This is a genomic window from Bacillus cereus group sp. BfR-BA-01408 (genome assembly GCF_022663305.1).
Lineage (GTDB): Bacteria > Bacillota > Bacilli > Bacillales > Bacillaceae_G > Bacillus_A > Bacillus_A pacificus.
The window spans coordinates 76,070-93,098 of the sequence record NZ_JAKUFF010000009.1; the positions used below are offsets into that span (position 1 = coordinate 76,070).

Below are 17,029 nucleotides of genomic sequence, written 5' to 3' on the forward strand. Positions count from 1 at the left end.
CAGACCCTCCAAACGGAGAAGCCTGTCCCAAAATCGTTCTATTTTTCATTCGAACTAATAATCGTGAATTAGAATAATGATTTAATACTTGCTAAAACAGTAAGTACACCTACAATAATAACAAATACGTTACTCATTTTCCCTTTGTATTTAGCTAGTACTGGTACTTTTTGAATCGCATACATCGGTAATAGACATAAGATAGCAGCAACTAATGGACCACTTAAAGAATCAATAAGTCCAAGAATACTTGGATTTGTGTAAGCAACAAACCAGCATGATAATACAACAAAAGTAAGAACGATTGTCTTAATTGTTTTTTCTTCAATTACTTTTCCACGTGATTGACCGAACTTAATAATCATGTCACGCATTACTTCAAATGCTCCGATATAATGGCCAAGGAAAGATTTTGTAATAGCCACAAAAGCAATGATTGGAGCGGCAATCGTAATTACAGGTGAATTAAGTTCATTCGCTAGATATGAAAGGATTGATAAGTTTTGCTCTTTTGCCATTTTTAAATCCTCTGGAGTTAAGCTCAGTGCACTACTCCAAACGAAGAACATAACTACAACGAATGTCATGATGTAACAAACTTTTTGTATTTGTGCACATTTCGCATCAGTAGCTTCGATTCCATACGTAGCTCTCTGTTTCACAACAAATGATGAAATCATAGGTGAATGATTAAATGAGAATACGATGATTGGTAGAATCATTAATATCGTTCCAAAATATCCTGTTCCTGTTGAAGCAGTAGAAACAGCTGAAAAGCTAAGCATTGACGTATTCCACTGTGGAATTAAAGATATTGCGATAAATAGTAGAGAAGCTATGAAAGGATACACTAGCATACTCATGACTTTTACAGTAATATCTTGACCAAAATTCAGTATAGCGATAAGACCAAGAACTAATACAAGTGATAAAATAGCCCTTGGAGGTTCTGGCATGTGCAATTGATGCACGATAAAACTACTTGCAGTGTTTGTAAGCGCAACCGAATACATTAGTACGATTGTATAAATTGAACCGAAATATACGATGTTAAAAATGATACTCGCTTTATTTCCAAAATACTCTCTAATTGTACCTGTGATCCCCTCATCAGCAGAATTAGAAGCGTATATCATTTTAGCAAGTGCCCTATGTGAGTAATACATAACTGGATATGCAAGCAATGTAATTAGTAGTAACGATAATAATCCACCTGAACCTGCATTAATCGGTAAAAAGAGCACCCCTGCTCCAATTGCAGTTCCAAATAGACTGAGTGCCCATGTAGTATCCTGCTTATGCCACTTTTTCGGATCTGCATATTGCTCATTTTTTCGTGCGGTATTTTCAGCTTGAACTTCTATTTTCTTTGCAGTATTCCCGTTCATATAATAACTCCCCCTTTTATCTATTCCTGCGGCTCTCTTTATAGCTAACGAATATTTTTCTTTTTCGGAAAATGAATGTCTTACAAGTTGCCCCACATTGTATGTCCTTCATCAAAATGAATCCAAATTAAAACATTCGCTAGATAGCGTCCTAATATAATTGTTAGCGTTAACAAAAAAGTTTACTCGTACTATCCGCTCCTTATATAAAGACCACTTAAGAGAACAATATAGAATAGATTTCATAAATACGTTGCAACATTTCTAATAACAGTGTATTACTTTAATGGTTTCTCTGAATTACTTGTAACAGTAATTTTAGTTAAACCGGCCTCTCTTCATTTATGAGGCATTTCTTTCTCAATTCTATACATCACTTTCATAGCTTCGGCAGCATTTATGGTATTGATTACACAAGCCACTGAAGCACTTTACATACATTTCGCCTCTAACCACACACCTTTCTTACTTATAATCGCATTTTTTATATTTTCTCCAGAGATAATAAAATTTCTCTCGACGCCCTCATTATAACGTGTATATTTATAAAATTAATATTTTTATATTTTCAGAAATATTTAGCGAGCAAAATTTTATACGGATAATATTTTACAGTTCGTACACAACCCTTGTTCCTATCGCTTAAAACTGAATGAATTAGAATAAAACACTTTCATACAATACTTACCAAAGTTACTCATTTTAAAAATACTTATATTCTTTTCTTTCAATAAAATTTATTTTAATCAAAAAAGATATTCCAATAAATAATTAACGTGGTTAAAAAGAAATATCTTTTTGAATGTACAAAGAAATTTTCAGGATATATATTATCACTATTGCATTCATATACATTTTTAGGAAAAATACTTTTTTAATTCATAGCAATAAGAGGACCGTTAACATTTTACAAAAACCTACGCTACACGAAAAAATAAAATGAGCTGCCCCTATCAGGCAGCTCATTGACATAATTATCGTTATGAGGAGTGGGCAAACAAATCAATGCACCGTCATCTTAATTCGAGTTTTTTTAATCCTTCTTCAGAAATATCTCTATGTTTGTAATGAATCGTTTTTACATCATTTCCTTTTATACGAAAAGTAATTGTGTCCTCTCCATAAGGAGGATTGTGTGCACCCTCAAAGGTTTGAATTTGAACAGTTACATAAAAAATATTGTTTGTTTTATCTGTTTTTATTTCAAGTATTTTTTCAGAAACTCGATACCAAAGTTTTGGTTCCTTATAATAATTTTCAACTTCTTTACTTATCGGCTCTAATAAGAGATTAATGACCACTTCTTTTAAAAACTGTTTTGGTACGGGTATTCTGTTAATTTCCTTCCTTTTCACATCTATAATTTTCCAAAAACCGCCACTCTTTTCAACAGTATAAAGAACATTCGTACCGTCTGCTTTCCAAAGATGAAAATAACCTTTATTTCCCTTAATATATAATCTTGGTTCATCAATCCACTCACCTTCTGTTTGGACTATCCCTAGAAACAGTTGAGTAAGTGGCGTTATTTTATAACCTAATTGGTTAAAATCACCAAACGAATAAAGTTCATAACCGGTTAAATCTATGTCAAAGCTTTCATTTCTATTATTTTCTATTTTTACAATTGCTTGAGCGGAAATACAGGGTAATAAAAAACTCAGAAAACATATGATGCTAATTATTTTTATTTTCATACAACCAATCACCTCTTTTATTAAAGTGCAACAAAAGAGATGATATTATTGATTATTGCACGATTCAAACTATTAAAAGGCAATAATGTAACCTTTAAACTCCCTCGTTAACTAGCTCTTTTATCGAGTTTAATTTTGAAGAAAGCTCGATAAACCATTCTTCGTCTCCTGTTAATAATGCAAGGTCTATAAGATAAAGGATTTGCTCCTTATTGATTACCTTTGATTCAGGGAGTTTGTTAACATGTTTACTAAAGAGTAAAATCGCTTCGTTTTTTGTGTACTTGTCGTCGCGTTTCACAATGCTAACTGTAACTACATCTTCCACTTCATCAAGTGATACAATGTAACCAACTATAAATTCGCCCTCATTTGATATTCCACGAACCCAATCTCCCACTTTTAAAACATGATTATTATTTGACAACATACTTTTTCACCTTCTTATAAATATTTTTTGTAACGATAAACAAGGAATAAAAACGAAATCAAACTGTAATATTTTCCATTACATTTAAATAGTAAGAACTTACGGCTCTATATAACAAGTAAGCCGCTTAACGTTCTTGATTGATAAGATCAACAACTTCTTTCATTGTATAGTTCTTTAAGTATTCACCTAGATGTTCTTCCGCACCTAAGAAAATAGCGAAAAGAACTTTTCGCATGTTTGAACCTACAATACACTGATTATTTGACTCAGGACACTTAGGCTGCAACGCACCTTCAGAGGTTATCTGATATATATGCCAAAGGCTAACTTCACTTAAATCTCGAGCAAAAATAAAACCGCCACCAGTCCCCTCTTTCGATTGTATAAACTTATGTTTTTTTAACAAACTTAGCACTTTGCGAATGCGTACTGGGTGAACACCTGCACTTTCTGAAATAGCGTTACTTGTTGACATCCGGTCTGGCTGTAAAGCTAAATAAGTTAAACTGTGTATGGCCAAGGTAAAGTCGCTGCTCATTATTTTCCTCCTACGATCCAAAAAAATTATTTCTCCTATATTCACATACTGTAGCTATAAACATTACAGATAGATTAGCCAAACGTTAAAATATATAAGACCCACTCTTAGCATAAAGAAATAGATTCCATAACTTCATTTAGCTTTTTAAGTTACAATACATTTAAAGACTCCATTGTTTCTTCACTTGTTCTTCTGCCAACTGTTTAATTTTTTTCCACACTGTATCTTTGCTTACAATAACATTTGTTTGATAATTTCTATCGTTATAATTAACTGTAACACATACTTCAATCATCTTCTGCTTCCTCCTTTCAAAAAACTTTTCTTAAAAAATATTACTTGTTAATTAGCCAACTTTTGCAGTTCAATATTTAAAAATGTTCGGACGCTACGTGGTAAAAATTTGCGAATTTCTTCTTCGTTAAAACCAATCTGTAATCTTTTCTCATCCAGCATAATTGGACGACGCAACATTAGCGGATGCTCAATGATTAATGTATAAAATTCATTTAGCGAGAGCTCATCTATATTTATATTTAAGTCTTGAAAAGTTTTGGATCTAGTTGAAATAATTTCAGTAGCCCCCTCTTCCGTTAAACGAAGAATGGATTTAAGTTCATCCACTGTCATAGAGTTGGATACGATATTTTTTTCAGTATAATCAATTTGATTCTCCTCCAGCCATGCTTTTGCTTTTCGGCATGAACTACAGCTTGCTGTTGTATATAAAACCACCATATTTCACTCACTCCTTTAATTTTTTTATGAAATGCACATTTTAAATATCGGTTACTGAAATGTATTAAAAAAAATTACAGTTTAGAATCAAATTCACGTAATGTTAGTTATTCAGCAATGTTTCATTTATCTCTATTATTCATTTCTTTTAAAATGCTTCTTCTATACATTTGTTGAAACTACATTTTACAGACGATGACAACTCACTTCTAAAAAGCTTACTGTAATTTTAAACCTTACAGTTCTATTAATCAAATGTTAAGTCTTGGAGTAATTAATCATTTTTTTTATGTGAATTTCCCCCATAGCGTTATTGAAGACACAAAAATAGGTTGAGGCAATACGTGCCCCAACCTATTTTTTATGCCTCTTTATAACTTTTTGCAGTAATAACTGTTTCAAATTCAAAGGTTTCTGGCAGGTGATCAGCATAAGAGTATTCAAAAGTTCGTCCATCCGTTAAATAGGCCACCTGCTCCACTCTCATTAGAAAATCTTGATTTGTTAAGTTCATAAACTGCTTTTCCTTATCATCTGGGCGAATGCCTTTGACCCTAACAACGGATGTTCCCACTTTAAGACCTAGTTTATTTTGAATGTATGAGTAGATCGACTCCTCTAAAACCGAAGCTTCAACACCTGGAATGACCGCAATAGGCATCCATGTATGCTCCATAATCGTTGGGATACTGTGAATGATACGAAGGCGAATGATTTTATATACGAAATCCCCTACTGAAATGCCCAATTTTTCAGCAATGATTTCATCGGCACCGACAATCGTAAACTCGATAATTTTACTTTCTACCTCGCTGCCATAAACAGCTTTCGTACCTGTTAAAGTTTGAATCATTCGTGCCTTTTCCTGCTGACGCCAATCTTGAACGACTGTTCCACTTCCGCGCCGGCGGATAATGTATCCGTCTCTCACTAACAGATCCAGCGCTTTTTTTATTGTCAGGACTGAAACGCCAAATTCTTCAGCAAGTATAGGACTACTTGGAATTTTTTCGTTGATTTTATATTCGCCATCTAAAATTTGCTGTTTCATTTTTTGATAAATGCCGAGGTATTTTACTTGTGTTGATCCGCTTGCCATTTCCATACCTCCTTTATGCTGTATTCCCTCTTCTATTCATTCAAATGTAAAGCCTCAAGTTTGTAAACTGAAGGTGATGGCGCAGCAAATCCGTTTTCTAAAATTTCAATATTCGTTATTGCTTCTTCGTCTTTCACAAGCTTTGGTGCACCATTTACAATTGTTTCATACGCTGCATCATAGAAACGACCGTAATCGCCAAGCGGCGTTTTAATTTGTTTTTCAATCCAATCACCGTTTGCATTGCGATATTTAGCAACCCCATAGTACATCGGCGAATCTTCACCAAAGCCTGCACTCTCAGGCATAATACCAGCTTTCAGATCATTTTCCTGCTGGTCTTCACCATATTTAATAAACGATCCATTTGTCCCATGAACGATAAAACGCGGATAATCTTTCGCTACAACATGGTTCGTTTTTAGTTTAATTTTCAGCTTATTTCCGTAATGTAGTCCAACATCAAAATAATTATCAACCGCACCTTCCACTTCATTATTACGAATATCGTATGTCACCGTATCTGGACGGCCAAATAGTGAAATCATACGGTCCATCGTATGAATACCTAAACTATAAAATGAGCCTTCTTCTTTTGGAGCTTCATGAGTGATTGAACCAGGACGGAAATAATCAATATGTGATTCAATCTCGACAATATCACCAAGGAATCCTTGTTCCACAACTTGCTTCACTGCTAAAAAATCACCATCAAAACGACGGTTTTGGTAAGGCATAACTACTACACCTTTCTCTCGTCCTAAAGCTAACAATTCTTTCGCATGTTCTACTGTATCGCAAAATGGTTTTTCAACGATAACTGATTTTCCCGCAAGTATAACTTTTTTCGCGAATTCATAATGCGTATGTGCTGGCGTACAGACCGTCACTACTTGAATTTCTTTATCATTCAACAATTCATCCAAATCAGTAGTAAAGCTAACACCTTTTTCCTCATATGGAGCTGCTAATTCTTCATTTATTTGACGTACAAAAATCGTTTTTATTTTTATATTATTACGTGTGTTTACATAAGGTAAGTGATAGCGGTTAGCTGACTTTCCAAATCCAATAAAGCCCATTGTTAATGTCATGTTCTTCAACTTCCTTGCTCATAAATTTTCGTTTCTATATTTATTATATAGTTTAGTTATAAAAAGTATATAGTTTTGATTTATAAATTATATATTAAATAAAAAAATTCAGGTTAAAAAGGAGCATAACAAATATGGCACACACTACTACATCTATGGAAATTTTCGGTTCACCTGAACAAGTATGGCAATTAATTGGAGGATTCAACTCCCTTCCAGACTGGTTACCTTATATACCTAGCAGTAAATTAACTGAAGGCGGTCGTGTACGTCACCTAGCTAATCCAGATGGTGATACGATTATAGAACGTTTAGAAGTATTCAATGATAAGGAACGGTACTACACGTATTCAATCATGAATTCACCATTCCCAGTCACTAATTATGAGTCCACAATCCGGGTTAAAGAAGGTGCTGAAAGTAAAACATCATTAGTAGAGTGGTTTGGTACGTTCACTCCTGTTGAGGTTAGTGATGAAGAGGCAATAAATCTGTTTCATGGTATTTACAGTGATGGGCTCAAAGCATTGCAGCAAGCATTTTTAGATTGAACTACTAAAAAACAACGAAAAGCAAAGCGATATCGCTTTGCTTTTTTATAAAATCCCTTTTAACTTTTCACCAATCAACTTCGCTACATACTCATAGCCTTCTGATCCAAAGTGTAACCCATCTCTTTCATCATTTTCTACAAACCTTTTATAATTCCGTTCCTGAATCATTTCGGCGTACAAATTTAGAAAATAGCTTCCTGTTTCTTTCGCCACTTTCTCTACCACGTCTGCATACTGACCGAGCACTTTATTTGTTCTATTGCGCTGTCTTTCCTCATCAACTGGCGCGGGACTGATAAGCAGTACTTTATCTGACGAAATCCGCTTCACAATCTTCTCTAAGTTTTCTTTATATACTTGTAATGATCCTTGTGAAAAAGAAACTGCATCATTCGTGCCAAGAAAAACTGTTACGAAATCTGGTTTATGTGATAATACATCTTCTTCAATTCTATGTAACGCATCGAACGTATTATCACCCGGAACCCCCGCATTTACCACCTTCCAATTCGGAAACATCTCTTGCAAACGCGGTGTTAACCTCGGTGTTCCATCAAAAAACGTTTCATCAGCTGTAATACTATCACCGAAGCATACTAACGTATTCATAAAGTCTAACTCTCCTTTTACGTATGAAATAATTTTCCTTCTATCGCCTTCATATATCTTTCAGCAGAACGTTCCACTGCCTCATTTGCATTTTCTTTTACTACACGATGAAAAGCGTTGTATAACCGATTAAATTGTAACGGCTTTACTCGATTCACCATTTCTTCCACTTTTCTCGCTGGTAATGGAATTAAGTTTGGATAGCTGTACATAAAGCTTACCCATCGCTCATCTGCTACAACTTGTATAATATCGCCTGTTAACAAAATTCCTTTTCCGTCATTACCTTCTTCCCAATGTAAGACAGATCCTCCTTTAAAATGACCACCTAAACGATGAATGACCAATCCATCCGCTAATTGTAAAGACTCACCAGACCAATAAATAATACGACTACTCGGGCGCATCACCCACTCTTTATCATCTTCATGTATGTAAATTGGTACATCAAATGTCTCTGCCCATTCTACTTGCGTTGAATAATAATGAGGATGAGACAATGCAATCGCATCTAATCCGCCAAGCTCTTTTATTTTCGTAATTGTCATTTCATCTAAATAAGTAATGCAGTCCCACAGTAAACGATATGACTCTGTTTTCACTACATATGCCGTTTGACCGATCGCAAACCCTGGTTTTGTCGTAATACTATAAAGCTCGTTTTCCTCTTCGATTATTTCATTTTTATATGTATCACCTGTTTGTAAGCTTTCTAGCGTCGTCCAAGACTGCCCTTTCGGATTCACATATTGCCTTTCTTCATCACAAATATGACAACTCACCGGTTCTTCTACACTCGCTGCATACTGCACACCACACGTTGTGCAAACATAATTTTTCATGATCATTTCCCCTATCCCTATATTTTTATTAAGCTGATTTTTTATTTTCAATTAATAAAATGATAATGGAATTACAGTAAATCCTTTTTCGTTTCTGAAACATTCATTTCACGATCCCCCCAAAATATTTGTGCTATAAAGCAGCTTCAACCTCGCCCATCCAATAACGCCAAGCTGCTAAATAACCTTCTAAATCTTTCGGGTGGTGCCGTAAACATGTATCTATACGCAAATATAAGCCTATAACTATTTCTTCATATAAATCACGGTCTTTTTTATGAAATACACACTGTTTCATCACATAATCAATCGTTTCTTTCGTTAAATCTTCCGGAGTGGAACAAAACGCATAAATTAAATCGTATATAGGATCTCCTAACACTGGCAAGGGATCAATTACACCGTGCAGCTTATTCTCTTGAAATATAAAGTTATGAAATCCAAGATCCCCATGTAATAAAAATGGCTGCTCTACTCCAGCGTCCCTATTTGCTAACTTAAGAACCGTTCTATACTCTTCTTCACTTATGTAACGTTTTACATTTTCATGAGCTTCCATCACATTTGTCGTTAAAAATTCATTCCAAGATTGAACCGGATTTTCTTTCCATCCCCAGACATCTACATCTGAAACTCTTTCATACTTATTAATAACTTCTTTTACAAGTGTACGAAGCGTACTTCGTTTATCCCCTTGTTCACAAGAAGTACTACCTTCAAGAAAAGAATACACAATATACTTATGGAAAGGTTCATTATACAAAAGCTTCGAAAACAACGTATTCCCCTCATAAAAAGAAAGAAAATTAGCTTCTTCACGTATTACTTCCGCTTCATTCAGCTTTACAACATATTCTTCATCCAGCAAATACACTGTACTTGTCGTTCCTCCGTTTAACACTTTTATGCTATTTGGATCATGTGAAATCACTTTCTCCTTAACTAGTTGTGCAGCGATTACTGAAATGTCCATTCCCTCACCCTTTAATCCCGAAGATTCCATCAATTCAAAAGACAACTTTACTATTATTTGACAAACACAAAGGAATTCCTCCTAAAAATCTTAATATAACAAAAAACATTTACTTTTATATTTCAAAAATAAGGAAATACTAACAAAAACGTTACATACATATAGGAGGACAATATGAAACCTGAATTTTTAAAAGCTGTACATGATGCCATTGGAAATGTCGAACACATTCATATAGAAGAAAGCGGTGCTGACAGCTTACTTATCCATCATGATGATGCACAGCAGTTACAACAGGTCGCTAAAACGTTAGAAAACAACAATTTCCGCTCTGCTTTAAGAACAACTGGCGATGCTTCGTATATTGAAGTATTGAACAGATAATGAAAGTCCGGATGTATGCCGGGCTTTCTTTTTTATATTGAAACTTCAAATTCTTTCACATACACCGCTGTTCCAGCAATATCTATTTGTAACTTCTCATTTTCTACATCTTTCGTTACATATACCGTTACACGACCATCTTTATTTATTTCCTGTCCTTGTTCAACAATTAACTCCATTTCATGGTCAAAATCTTTTTCCAAATACATCGCATAATACGCCCCCATTACACCTGAAGCTGTTCCTGTCACTGGATCTTCTATCGTTCCAGCATAAGCCGATGAGAAATGACGTCCATGCATTTGTGCCTGTTCATCATAAGTTTCTAGACAAATTGGGTGAATAGAAGCATTAGGTATTTCTTTTAATACTGATGGAAATGCAGCATTATTAGGGTTCATTCTCTCACACGCATCTAGATTTTTAATCGGTACAATTACAGTCCAATTACCAGTACTTCCATATACAATCGGTAAACTTACATCTAAATCATTTACTTCTAAACCGATACTATGAGCTAATTCTTCTTTTGAACCTGTAAATTCTTTAAACTGAGGTGCTGCCTGCCTCATTTTAATAAAGGTTTCTCCATTTTCATTTACACCTATTTGTATCGGTAAAATCCCAGCCTTCGTTTCAATCGTAAGGTTACTTTTCTCTTCTAATAAACCTTTTTCGCGCAAGGCATATAGCGTCCCTACTGTCCCATGACCACATAAATCCATTTCAAAACCAGGTGTAAAGTAGCGCATTCTTATATCTCCTACTTCTGAGGAAAGAACAAAAGTTGTTTCATTATATCCAACTTTTTCAGCAATAATTTGCATTTCCTCTTCCGTTAATCCATCTGCCTCTAATACAATACCTGCTGGATTCCCCATATTCGGTTTATTCGTAAATGCGTCATAATGAAATACATTTATAGTCTTCATTTTCTTTTCCCCTAACCCTCATTAAAAATTTTATAATAAAGCTCTATCTCCGTTTTCAACGAACAATTATTTCTCCAAAATATCCTCTGCATCTTTTCATTCGATGTATGCGTGCTTCCGATGTAATAAGTAGCCCCCATTTCCTTTAACATATGCAACGATTGAAGGTGCAACCGAGAAGCAATTCCTTTCCCGCGATAATAAAGCATTACCCCAAAGTAAAATAATCGTCCTTCACTTTCTGTTCCAGTTTCTATATGGGGTATAGACATACCAATCGGCTCATTTTTATCATAAAAAACAATACATGACTTTTCCCAGCCCTTATCTAACTCTGTTTGCACTGAATAAAAATGCTCATCGATAGTTAAAATTGAAGTTTGATTCCCTGAACCCGACATACATTGTTCCCAAATATATTTAAAATCTTTTTCCGATAACGTTCCTTCTGCTATTGATCGATATGTATATTGTCTTTCAAGCTCTTCTCCATTGTTCAATTCTCTACATACTTCTATCTTTGCAGCATACAAAGAAAAACCGGCATCAAGTAACACTTTTGCGCTTGAGTTATAACTACTAAACCTTTTGTTTAATACAATACTCGCTCTTTTTAACTCCCAATTAAAACAAACCTCTTCAAATCTACTTATCTTTTCTTTATATGTTTGTACATTATACAAAACATCTTCTTCTGTTTCTTCAATTGTGTTAACGCAGCCTCAGTTCTAACTAACGGATAAACGATATGTCCATTTTCATGAAACACTTTTACTAACTGTAACCCTAATCCGCAATTTCCACCTGTAATTAAAACTCTCATATATTCATCTCCTTATTTTTAAAATAAATAAGAAAATCCACCCACTTACCATTCTCTAATGAAAACGCCTCTCTCTTACATTCAAATGAAAAACCCGCTCTTTCCGCAAGACGAACGGATGGCTCATTATCAACACGTATATGTAATTCAATTCTATGAAAATGAAGACGATTAAAAAATAACGGTAACGCAGCTTTTACACTTTCTGCCCCATATCCATTTTTCCAATATTGATTATGAATAGAGTAGCCCATCATTGCCCACTGATAATCTATACGTAAAATTTTAATCAGTTCTAGCTTACCAATATTAGCTCCGTCTTCTTTACGAAAAATGCCTAATACATACATTTCATCTCGATGTGCTGCTTCATCAAAACCTCTTATCCATTCCGTGAACCATTCTTTCGTTGATGATGCCATAACTTGATAACCATCGTCATATGTATACTGCGATGGTAACCTCTTATGAAATCCATCTAACCAATTTTCATAATCATCATTTTGGAACGGACGAATCATAAGTCTCTCTGTCTCTACCTGTAATAGCGGAAGCTTCATTTACATCTCTTCCCTTAATTAATATTTGAATTTTCTTTATTATCTTACACAAAATACAAAATCTAGTAAATTATTATGTTCTTGATAAACAAGATTCTATTAAAATACAAAAGGAAACCCTGTTCTGAAGGGTTTCCTTTTGTCATCACACTACCAGACTTATCTGTGATTTAAAACCTTGTATTCTGTCTTTAATATTCCATACACATCAACATCTTCATATGTATTTAATAAAAGTCTATTTTGTCTCAATGTGCCTTCTTTACGTAAGCCCGATTTCTCTAACACCTTAATCGATGATCGGTTTCTAGAAATGGCGGATGCCCAAATTTTATTTAAACCTAATTCGATAAAGCCAAATTGAATCATCCTGTTTACAGCCTCAGTTGCAAAACCCTTTCCCCAATAATTCTTACCAATCCAATAACCAAGTTCACCTCTATTGTTACCCTTGTCAATTCTTAATGTAATTGTACCTACAATTTCTCTTGATTCTTTAGAGACAATTCCTAAAGGATATTCGATTCCTTTCCGTATAAGTTCTGGTTGCATATCAACCCAATCTTGCGCGAACTCCAATTTATATGGGTGCGGAAGCCCAAGAATATTAGCTAATTCCTTATCATTAGCCAATTCTCTAATTCTACATACATCATCATTGGTAAAAGGTTCTATACATAAATGCTCAGTTTCTAATTTTATAGCCATTATTTCTCCCCCTTGTACTGAAATCAATTAACTTCCTTTAATTTCAATATTATACTAAAAAACACAAAAAGTTTTAAACATTCACAATACCCATCAACAGAATCATAAACAAAAATCCAGTTATGCTTTATACATAACTGGATTCCTCATCACCTAATCATTTTTTATTTTACAAGTACACCTTCTCTTAATTCCCCCTTCAACACTTTCCCTAAAGCATTTTTCGGTAATTTGTCCATAAATACAACTTCTGGTATTTTATAACTTGCTAGTTTTTCTTTACAATGCTGTATAATTTCTTCTTCCGTTAAAGATGTTTGCATATCTTTTACAATATACGCAGTCGGAACCTCTCCCCAAAAGTCATCTGGAACTCCAACTACTGCAACTTCTAAAATACCATGTATTTCATGAATAACATCTTCTACTTGATCTGGATATACGTTATCACCACCGCGTATGATAACGTCTTTATATCTTCCCATAATATGCAGGAATCCATCGTCATCTATCATGCCAGCATCGCCCATGTTAAACCAATTATCTTTTACTACTTTCTTTGTCGCCTTTTCATTATTCCAATACCCTTTAAACATATATGGACTCCTTACATGAATCTCCCCAACTTCATTTGTTGTTAGTTCATGTCCTGTTTCTGGATGAACAATTTTCACCTCTACATGTTTCAAGGTTTTCCCTACAGAAGACATCTTTTCTTTTCCCATCATTGGATGCCATGAAGTTACAACCCAACCTTCTGTACTACCATAGCCTTGCACCATATATATTCCTTTTTCCATATATTTTTGGATGAGTGTTTCTGGCACTTTTGTTCCACCGCTTTGTGCTACTTTAAAAGTTGAAATGTTTCGTTCCTTTTTATTTAGTTCATCAAGCATATAGCTATAAACAGCTGGGAATGCAAGCATCGTCGTAATTTTCTCTTCTTCAATCTTATCCCAAATAAGAGTAGGATTCGAATCAGCTAAGAAAATCATCGTAACACCGTGATAAATGCAATTTAAAATAGAAAGCACGCCACTCATATGGAACAATGGATGCACGGATAAAAAGCGTTCTCCTGCCGGAATTTCTCTTTGTCCTGCAATCTCTGCAAAATAATGATGTAAGTTTTTATGTCCAATTACACATGCTTTTGCTTGTCCAGTCGTTCCTGAAGTAAATAAGTAAATGGCATCATCATCTTCATGAACTTCTACGTTCGGCTCTGTACTTGGCTGTTCTTGTAATGTTAATTCAAATGAACCAAAGCCTTCTTTTGTCGTTTGAATTACATAAGGAATTTCTTTAACAGCATCAATCTTTAAAGCTTCATGGAACTCTTCATCAATAACTAACACTTTTAATTTTGCTTCTTTTACAATCGTTTCTAATTCATACGCAGTAAGCTGATGATTTAGTGGAATACATACCGCTCCGATTTTTAAACTTGCCATCATAACGCTTGGAAATGGATGATTATTTTTGCATAGTATTCCAATACGATCTCCTCTTTGTACACCGCTCTGTAACAAATAATGTGCAAGCTGATTTACTCGTTCATTATACTGCTGAAACGAATACCTTTTCCCTCCCCCTACAAGCGCTTCCAAATTTGGTGATTGCATTGCTCTTTTTTGTAATAATTTTTGCATCGTTCTCAAGTAAAACTCCCCTTTATATATGTTAGATTTTTTATTTTACCAGATTAATTATTAATTTACTAAAGATTACACTTAGTGAATATAAATTTTATAAAAATAGCCATCTACTTAACAAGTAAATGGCTATTCCCTCTTATATATTAGAATACTCCTTATTCATCACATATCGTACATACTCCGGTGCGCTTTTATCAATCTCTTCATCACTTAATTTATATTCAGCACCGTATAAATAAAACGAAGGTATAAATTTCATATCTGTATATAAGCATGTAGCTTGAAATGGTTTTGTTAACTCATCCATCGTGATCCCACTATTTTCATAGTCTTTTTCTAATCCACCTATCGAAATAGCTACACCAAATTCTTTCCCCTTCACTTTATCTCCTTTTGATCCGTAAGCAAATCCATATGTTAATACATCGTCAAACCATTTTTTTAATAATGGTGGTGAGCTGTACCAGTATAGCGGAAATTGAAATATATATCGGTCGTGTTCTACTAACAGCTTTTGTTCCTCTTCCACATTAAACTCCCAATTCGGTGCCGCTTTATATAATTCATGCACCGTAATTTCATCCGAATATTTCTCAAGTTCTTCAATCCATCTTTTATTAATTTTTGATTTTTCAATATCAGGATGTGCTACAATTACAAGTGTTTTCATCATCTTCCATCCCCTTTATAAATTATTCAACCCTTTACGTATTAGTATGAATGAGTCACATATAATTGAAAAGTACGTACTTTAAAGTGCTATAGGAACCTTAAAGTACCTGTGGAGGTGTTATATGAATCAAAATGATGACTGCCCAATTGCAACGACACTCGATGTAATCGGCGGAAAATGGAAAGTTCATATTTTATGTGTTTTAATGGATGGAAAAATGCGCACAAATGAAATCCGGCGAGAAATCCCAAACATTACGCAAAAAGTTCTGACTCAACAACTTCGGCAACTTGAAGCTGATGGGATTATCCATCGTACTGTATATCAAGAAGTACCACCAAAGGTTGAGTACACAATAAGCGAATACGGGAAATCTTTAATGCAAATTATGAATGAACTATTTGAGTGGGGAAAAGATCATCAAATGAAAAGATTACATGACTAAAAAAACTACCAACTTCTTTACATACTGGTGGGAACAGCACATCACTATCAAGCTAACAAAAAGACCTTAATAAAAAACTTTCATGTTTATAGTCCATTTAAGAATTAGCTTGATAGTGATACGGCAAGACCCAAATAAAGAAGTATATGAAACAAATTAACAACAACGCACGGCTGATGTTAATAAGAAAATTATAGTCGCTGAATGTCTTTCTTACTTCATTTTGAAGTTTAAACAATTATCCATTAAGCCAAGCTTAATAATATCGCTTTTGTACGATTATCCGTTACTTCATAATAAATTTCTAACCCTTTTCGAGTACCTGTAACGACTTTAGTAGCTTTTAGTTTAGATAAATGTTGACTAATTGTACTTTGAGGCATTTGTAACATTTCATACATTGTCGTTACGTTAATAGGACCTTTTGCAACCATTATTTTTACTAATGATAAACGGACAGGATGTGCTAATACCTTCAATACTTCAGTGATTTCTTCATACATTTCTTTCATATTTTTTCTCCCCTTTTATATAAATATTAATGATATCCATATATATAATTCGAAAGGATATACGATTTTGTGTCCGTCATTTTAAAAAAATAAAAAATCTTTTCAGATGGAAAGAATCCCCCCTCTGTTCAATATTCTATAAAGTGAAACTTTAATCAGTGGGGTTTTCTTCATCCCCCACTGATTATTAGTTGAACCAATCGGGCTTTTATGGGCAGTTGATCCCCATCTTACTTCTTTGCTTTCGCTGAATTTTGAGGTAGGGGTCTTACTGCCCATTAAAGCGGGATACATTTTTCTTTCACTCGATATTATGTGGTAGGAACTTTCCTTATTGCGATCCTCTTCCATTGTTTTCTTGCT

21 protein-coding genes and 2 pseudogenes are annotated in these 17,029 nt (G+C 34.3%); 3 read left to right on the forward strand and 20 right to left on the reverse strand.

Annotation, left to right across the window (positions count from 1 at the left end; all coding sequences use genetic code 11):
* Positions 1–68: 68 nt before the first annotated feature.
* From MR083_RS07280 to MR083_RS07315, 8 genes are all read right to left on the reverse strand, one after another.
* Positions 69–1,388 (reverse strand): aromatic amino acid transport family protein, encoded by a 1,320-nt coding sequence (locus tag MR083_RS07280; RefSeq protein WP_001014187.1) that lies wholly within the window; start codon positions 1,386–1,388, stop codon positions 69–71.
* Positions 1,389–2,401: 1,013 nt separating this feature from the next.
* On the reverse strand, positions 2,402–3,085 hold the full coding sequence (locus MR083_RS07285) for a DUF3888 domain-containing protein (RefSeq protein ID WP_242268833.1): 684 nt from the start codon (positions 3,083–3,085) through the stop codon (positions 2,402–2,404).
* A 94-nt stretch (positions 3,086–3,179) separates the two neighbouring features.
* On the reverse strand, positions 3,180–3,515 hold the full coding sequence (locus MR083_RS07290; RefSeq protein WP_000950599.1) for an IDEAL domain-containing protein: 336 nt from the start codon (positions 3,513–3,515) through the stop codon (positions 3,180–3,182).
* 127 nt (positions 3,516–3,642) lie between these two features.
* Positions 3,643–4,056, reverse strand: coding sequence for an Rrf2-family transcriptional regulator SaiR (saiR, locus tag MR083_RS07295; protein WP_242268835.1), 414 nt, complete (start codon positions 4,054–4,056; stop codon positions 3,643–3,645).
* A gap of 163 nt (positions 4,057–4,219) precedes the next feature.
* Positions 4,220–4,354 carry a BA3454 family stress response protein gene (locus tag MR083_RS07300; protein ID WP_000573534.1) on the reverse strand — a complete coding sequence of 45 codons (135 nt, stop codon included), beginning with the start codon at positions 4,352–4,354 and terminating at the stop codon, positions 4,220–4,222.
* Positions 4,355–4,401: 47 nt separating this feature from the next.
* Positions 4,402–4,797: a transcriptional regulator SpxA gene (gene spxA, locus MR083_RS07305; protein ID WP_000261188.1), complete on the reverse strand. Its 396-nt coding sequence runs from the start codon at positions 4,795–4,797 to the stop codon at positions 4,402–4,404.
* 361 nt (positions 4,798–5,158) lie between these two features.
* Positions 5,159–5,896, reverse strand: a complete 738-nt coding sequence (locus MR083_RS07310; RefSeq protein ID WP_000146300.1) for a GntR family transcriptional regulator — start codon at positions 5,894–5,896, stop codon at positions 5,159–5,161.
* Between the two features lie 32 nt (positions 5,897–5,928).
* Positions 5,929–6,990: an oxidoreductase gene (locus tag MR083_RS07315; RefSeq protein WP_000176632.1), complete on the reverse strand. Its 1,062-nt coding sequence runs from the start codon at positions 6,988–6,990 to the stop codon at positions 5,929–5,931.
* A gap of 134 nt (positions 6,991–7,124) precedes the next feature.
* Between MR083_RS07315 and MR083_RS07320 the strand changes: the two genes are divergently transcribed.
* Positions 7,125–7,541: an SRPBCC family protein gene (locus MR083_RS07320; RefSeq protein WP_000951525.1), complete on the forward strand. Its 417-nt coding sequence runs from the start codon at positions 7,125–7,127 to the stop codon at positions 7,539–7,541.
* Positions 7,542–7,586: 45 nt separating this feature from the next.
* Here the strand turns inward: MR083_RS07320 and MR083_RS07325 are convergent, their stop codons facing one another.
* From MR083_RS07325 to MR083_RS07335, 3 genes are all read right to left on the reverse strand, one after another.
* Positions 7,587–8,153, reverse strand: coding sequence for an SGNH/GDSL hydrolase family protein (locus MR083_RS07325; protein ID WP_001094897.1), 567 nt, complete (start codon positions 8,151–8,153; stop codon positions 7,587–7,589).
* 17 nt (positions 8,154–8,170) lie between these two features.
* Positions 8,171–8,995 carry an MBL fold metallo-hydrolase gene (locus MR083_RS07330; protein ID WP_000801084.1) on the reverse strand — a complete coding sequence of 275 codons (825 nt, stop codon included), beginning with the start codon at positions 8,993–8,995 and terminating at the stop codon, positions 8,171–8,173.
* A gap of 133 nt (positions 8,996–9,128) precedes the next feature.
* Positions 9,129–9,968, reverse strand: a complete 840-nt coding sequence (locus tag MR083_RS07335) for an aminoglycoside phosphotransferase family protein (protein WP_074567577.1) — start codon at positions 9,966–9,968, stop codon at positions 9,129–9,131.
* 174 nt (positions 9,969–10,142) lie between these two features.
* On the opposite strand from MR083_RS07335, the gene MR083_RS07340 reads away from it, so the two are divergent.
* Positions 10,143–10,352, forward strand: coding sequence for a hypothetical protein (locus MR083_RS07340; RefSeq protein ID WP_000801653.1), 210 nt, complete (start codon positions 10,143–10,145; stop codon positions 10,350–10,352).
* A 32-nt stretch (positions 10,353–10,384) separates the two neighbouring features.
* Here MR083_RS07340 and MR083_RS07345 read toward each other — a convergent pair whose 3' ends face one another.
* The 7 genes and pseudogenes from MR083_RS07345 to MR083_RS07375 form a co-directional block, all read right to left on the reverse strand.
* The gene (locus tag MR083_RS07345; RefSeq protein ID WP_000849357.1) at positions 10,385–11,284 is read right to left on the reverse strand and encodes a PhzF family phenazine biosynthesis isomerase; all 900 of its coding nucleotides are present in this window, start codon (positions 11,282–11,284) and stop codon (positions 10,385–10,387) included.
* 11 nt (positions 11,285–11,295) lie between these two features.
* On the reverse strand, positions 11,296–11,991 hold the full coding sequence (locus MR083_RS07350; RefSeq protein WP_061529186.1) for a GNAT family N-acetyltransferase: 696 nt from the start codon (positions 11,989–11,991) through the stop codon (positions 11,296–11,298).
* Positions 11,964–12,107, reverse strand: a pseudogene (locus MR083_RS07355) (SDR family NAD(P)-dependent oxidoreductase); the annotation flags it as partial. The pseudogene MR083_RS07355 and the gene MR083_RS07350, both read right to left, overlap by 28 nt.
* Positions 12,104–12,667: a GNAT family N-acetyltransferase gene (locus MR083_RS07360; protein ID WP_000775365.1), complete on the reverse strand. Its 564-nt coding sequence runs from the start codon at positions 12,665–12,667 to the stop codon at positions 12,104–12,106. The pseudogene MR083_RS07355 and the gene MR083_RS07360, both read right to left, overlap by 4 nt.
* A gap of 159 nt (positions 12,668–12,826) precedes the next feature.
* Complete coding sequence (locus MR083_RS07365) at positions 12,827–13,375, reverse strand: GNAT family N-acetyltransferase (protein ID WP_139866205.1); 549 nt, start codon at positions 13,373–13,375, stop codon at positions 12,827–12,829.
* A 164-nt stretch (positions 13,376–13,539) separates the two neighbouring features.
* Complete coding sequence (locus MR083_RS07370) at positions 13,540–15,039, reverse strand: class I adenylate-forming enzyme family protein (RefSeq protein WP_242268837.1); 1,500 nt, start codon at positions 15,037–15,039, stop codon at positions 13,540–13,542.
* A 133-nt stretch (positions 15,040–15,172) separates the two neighbouring features.
* Positions 15,173–15,706, reverse strand: a complete 534-nt coding sequence (locus tag MR083_RS07375) for an NAD(P)H-dependent oxidoreductase (RefSeq protein WP_029141166.1) — start codon at positions 15,704–15,706, stop codon at positions 15,173–15,175.
* Positions 15,707–15,830: 124 nt separating this feature from the next.
* Here MR083_RS07375 and MR083_RS07380 point away from each other — a divergent pair, with 124 nt between their 5' ends.
* A complete protein-coding gene (locus MR083_RS07380) occupies positions 15,831–16,154 on the forward strand; it encodes a winged helix-turn-helix transcriptional regulator (RefSeq protein WP_001072964.1) in 324 nt (107 codons plus the stop codon).
* Between the two features lie 245 nt (positions 16,155–16,399).
* Here MR083_RS07380 and MR083_RS07385 read toward each other — a convergent pair whose 3' ends face one another.
* Together MR083_RS07385 and MR083_RS07390 are read right to left on the reverse strand one after the other, a co-directional pair.
* Positions 16,400–16,666 (reverse strand): ArsR/SmtB family transcription factor, encoded by a 267-nt coding sequence (locus MR083_RS07385; protein WP_000661864.1) that lies wholly within the window; start codon positions 16,664–16,666, stop codon positions 16,400–16,402.
* Between the two features lie 102 nt (positions 16,667–16,768).
* Positions 16,769–17,029 (reverse strand): annotated as a pseudogene (locus tag MR083_RS07390) (hypothetical protein); the annotation flags it as partial.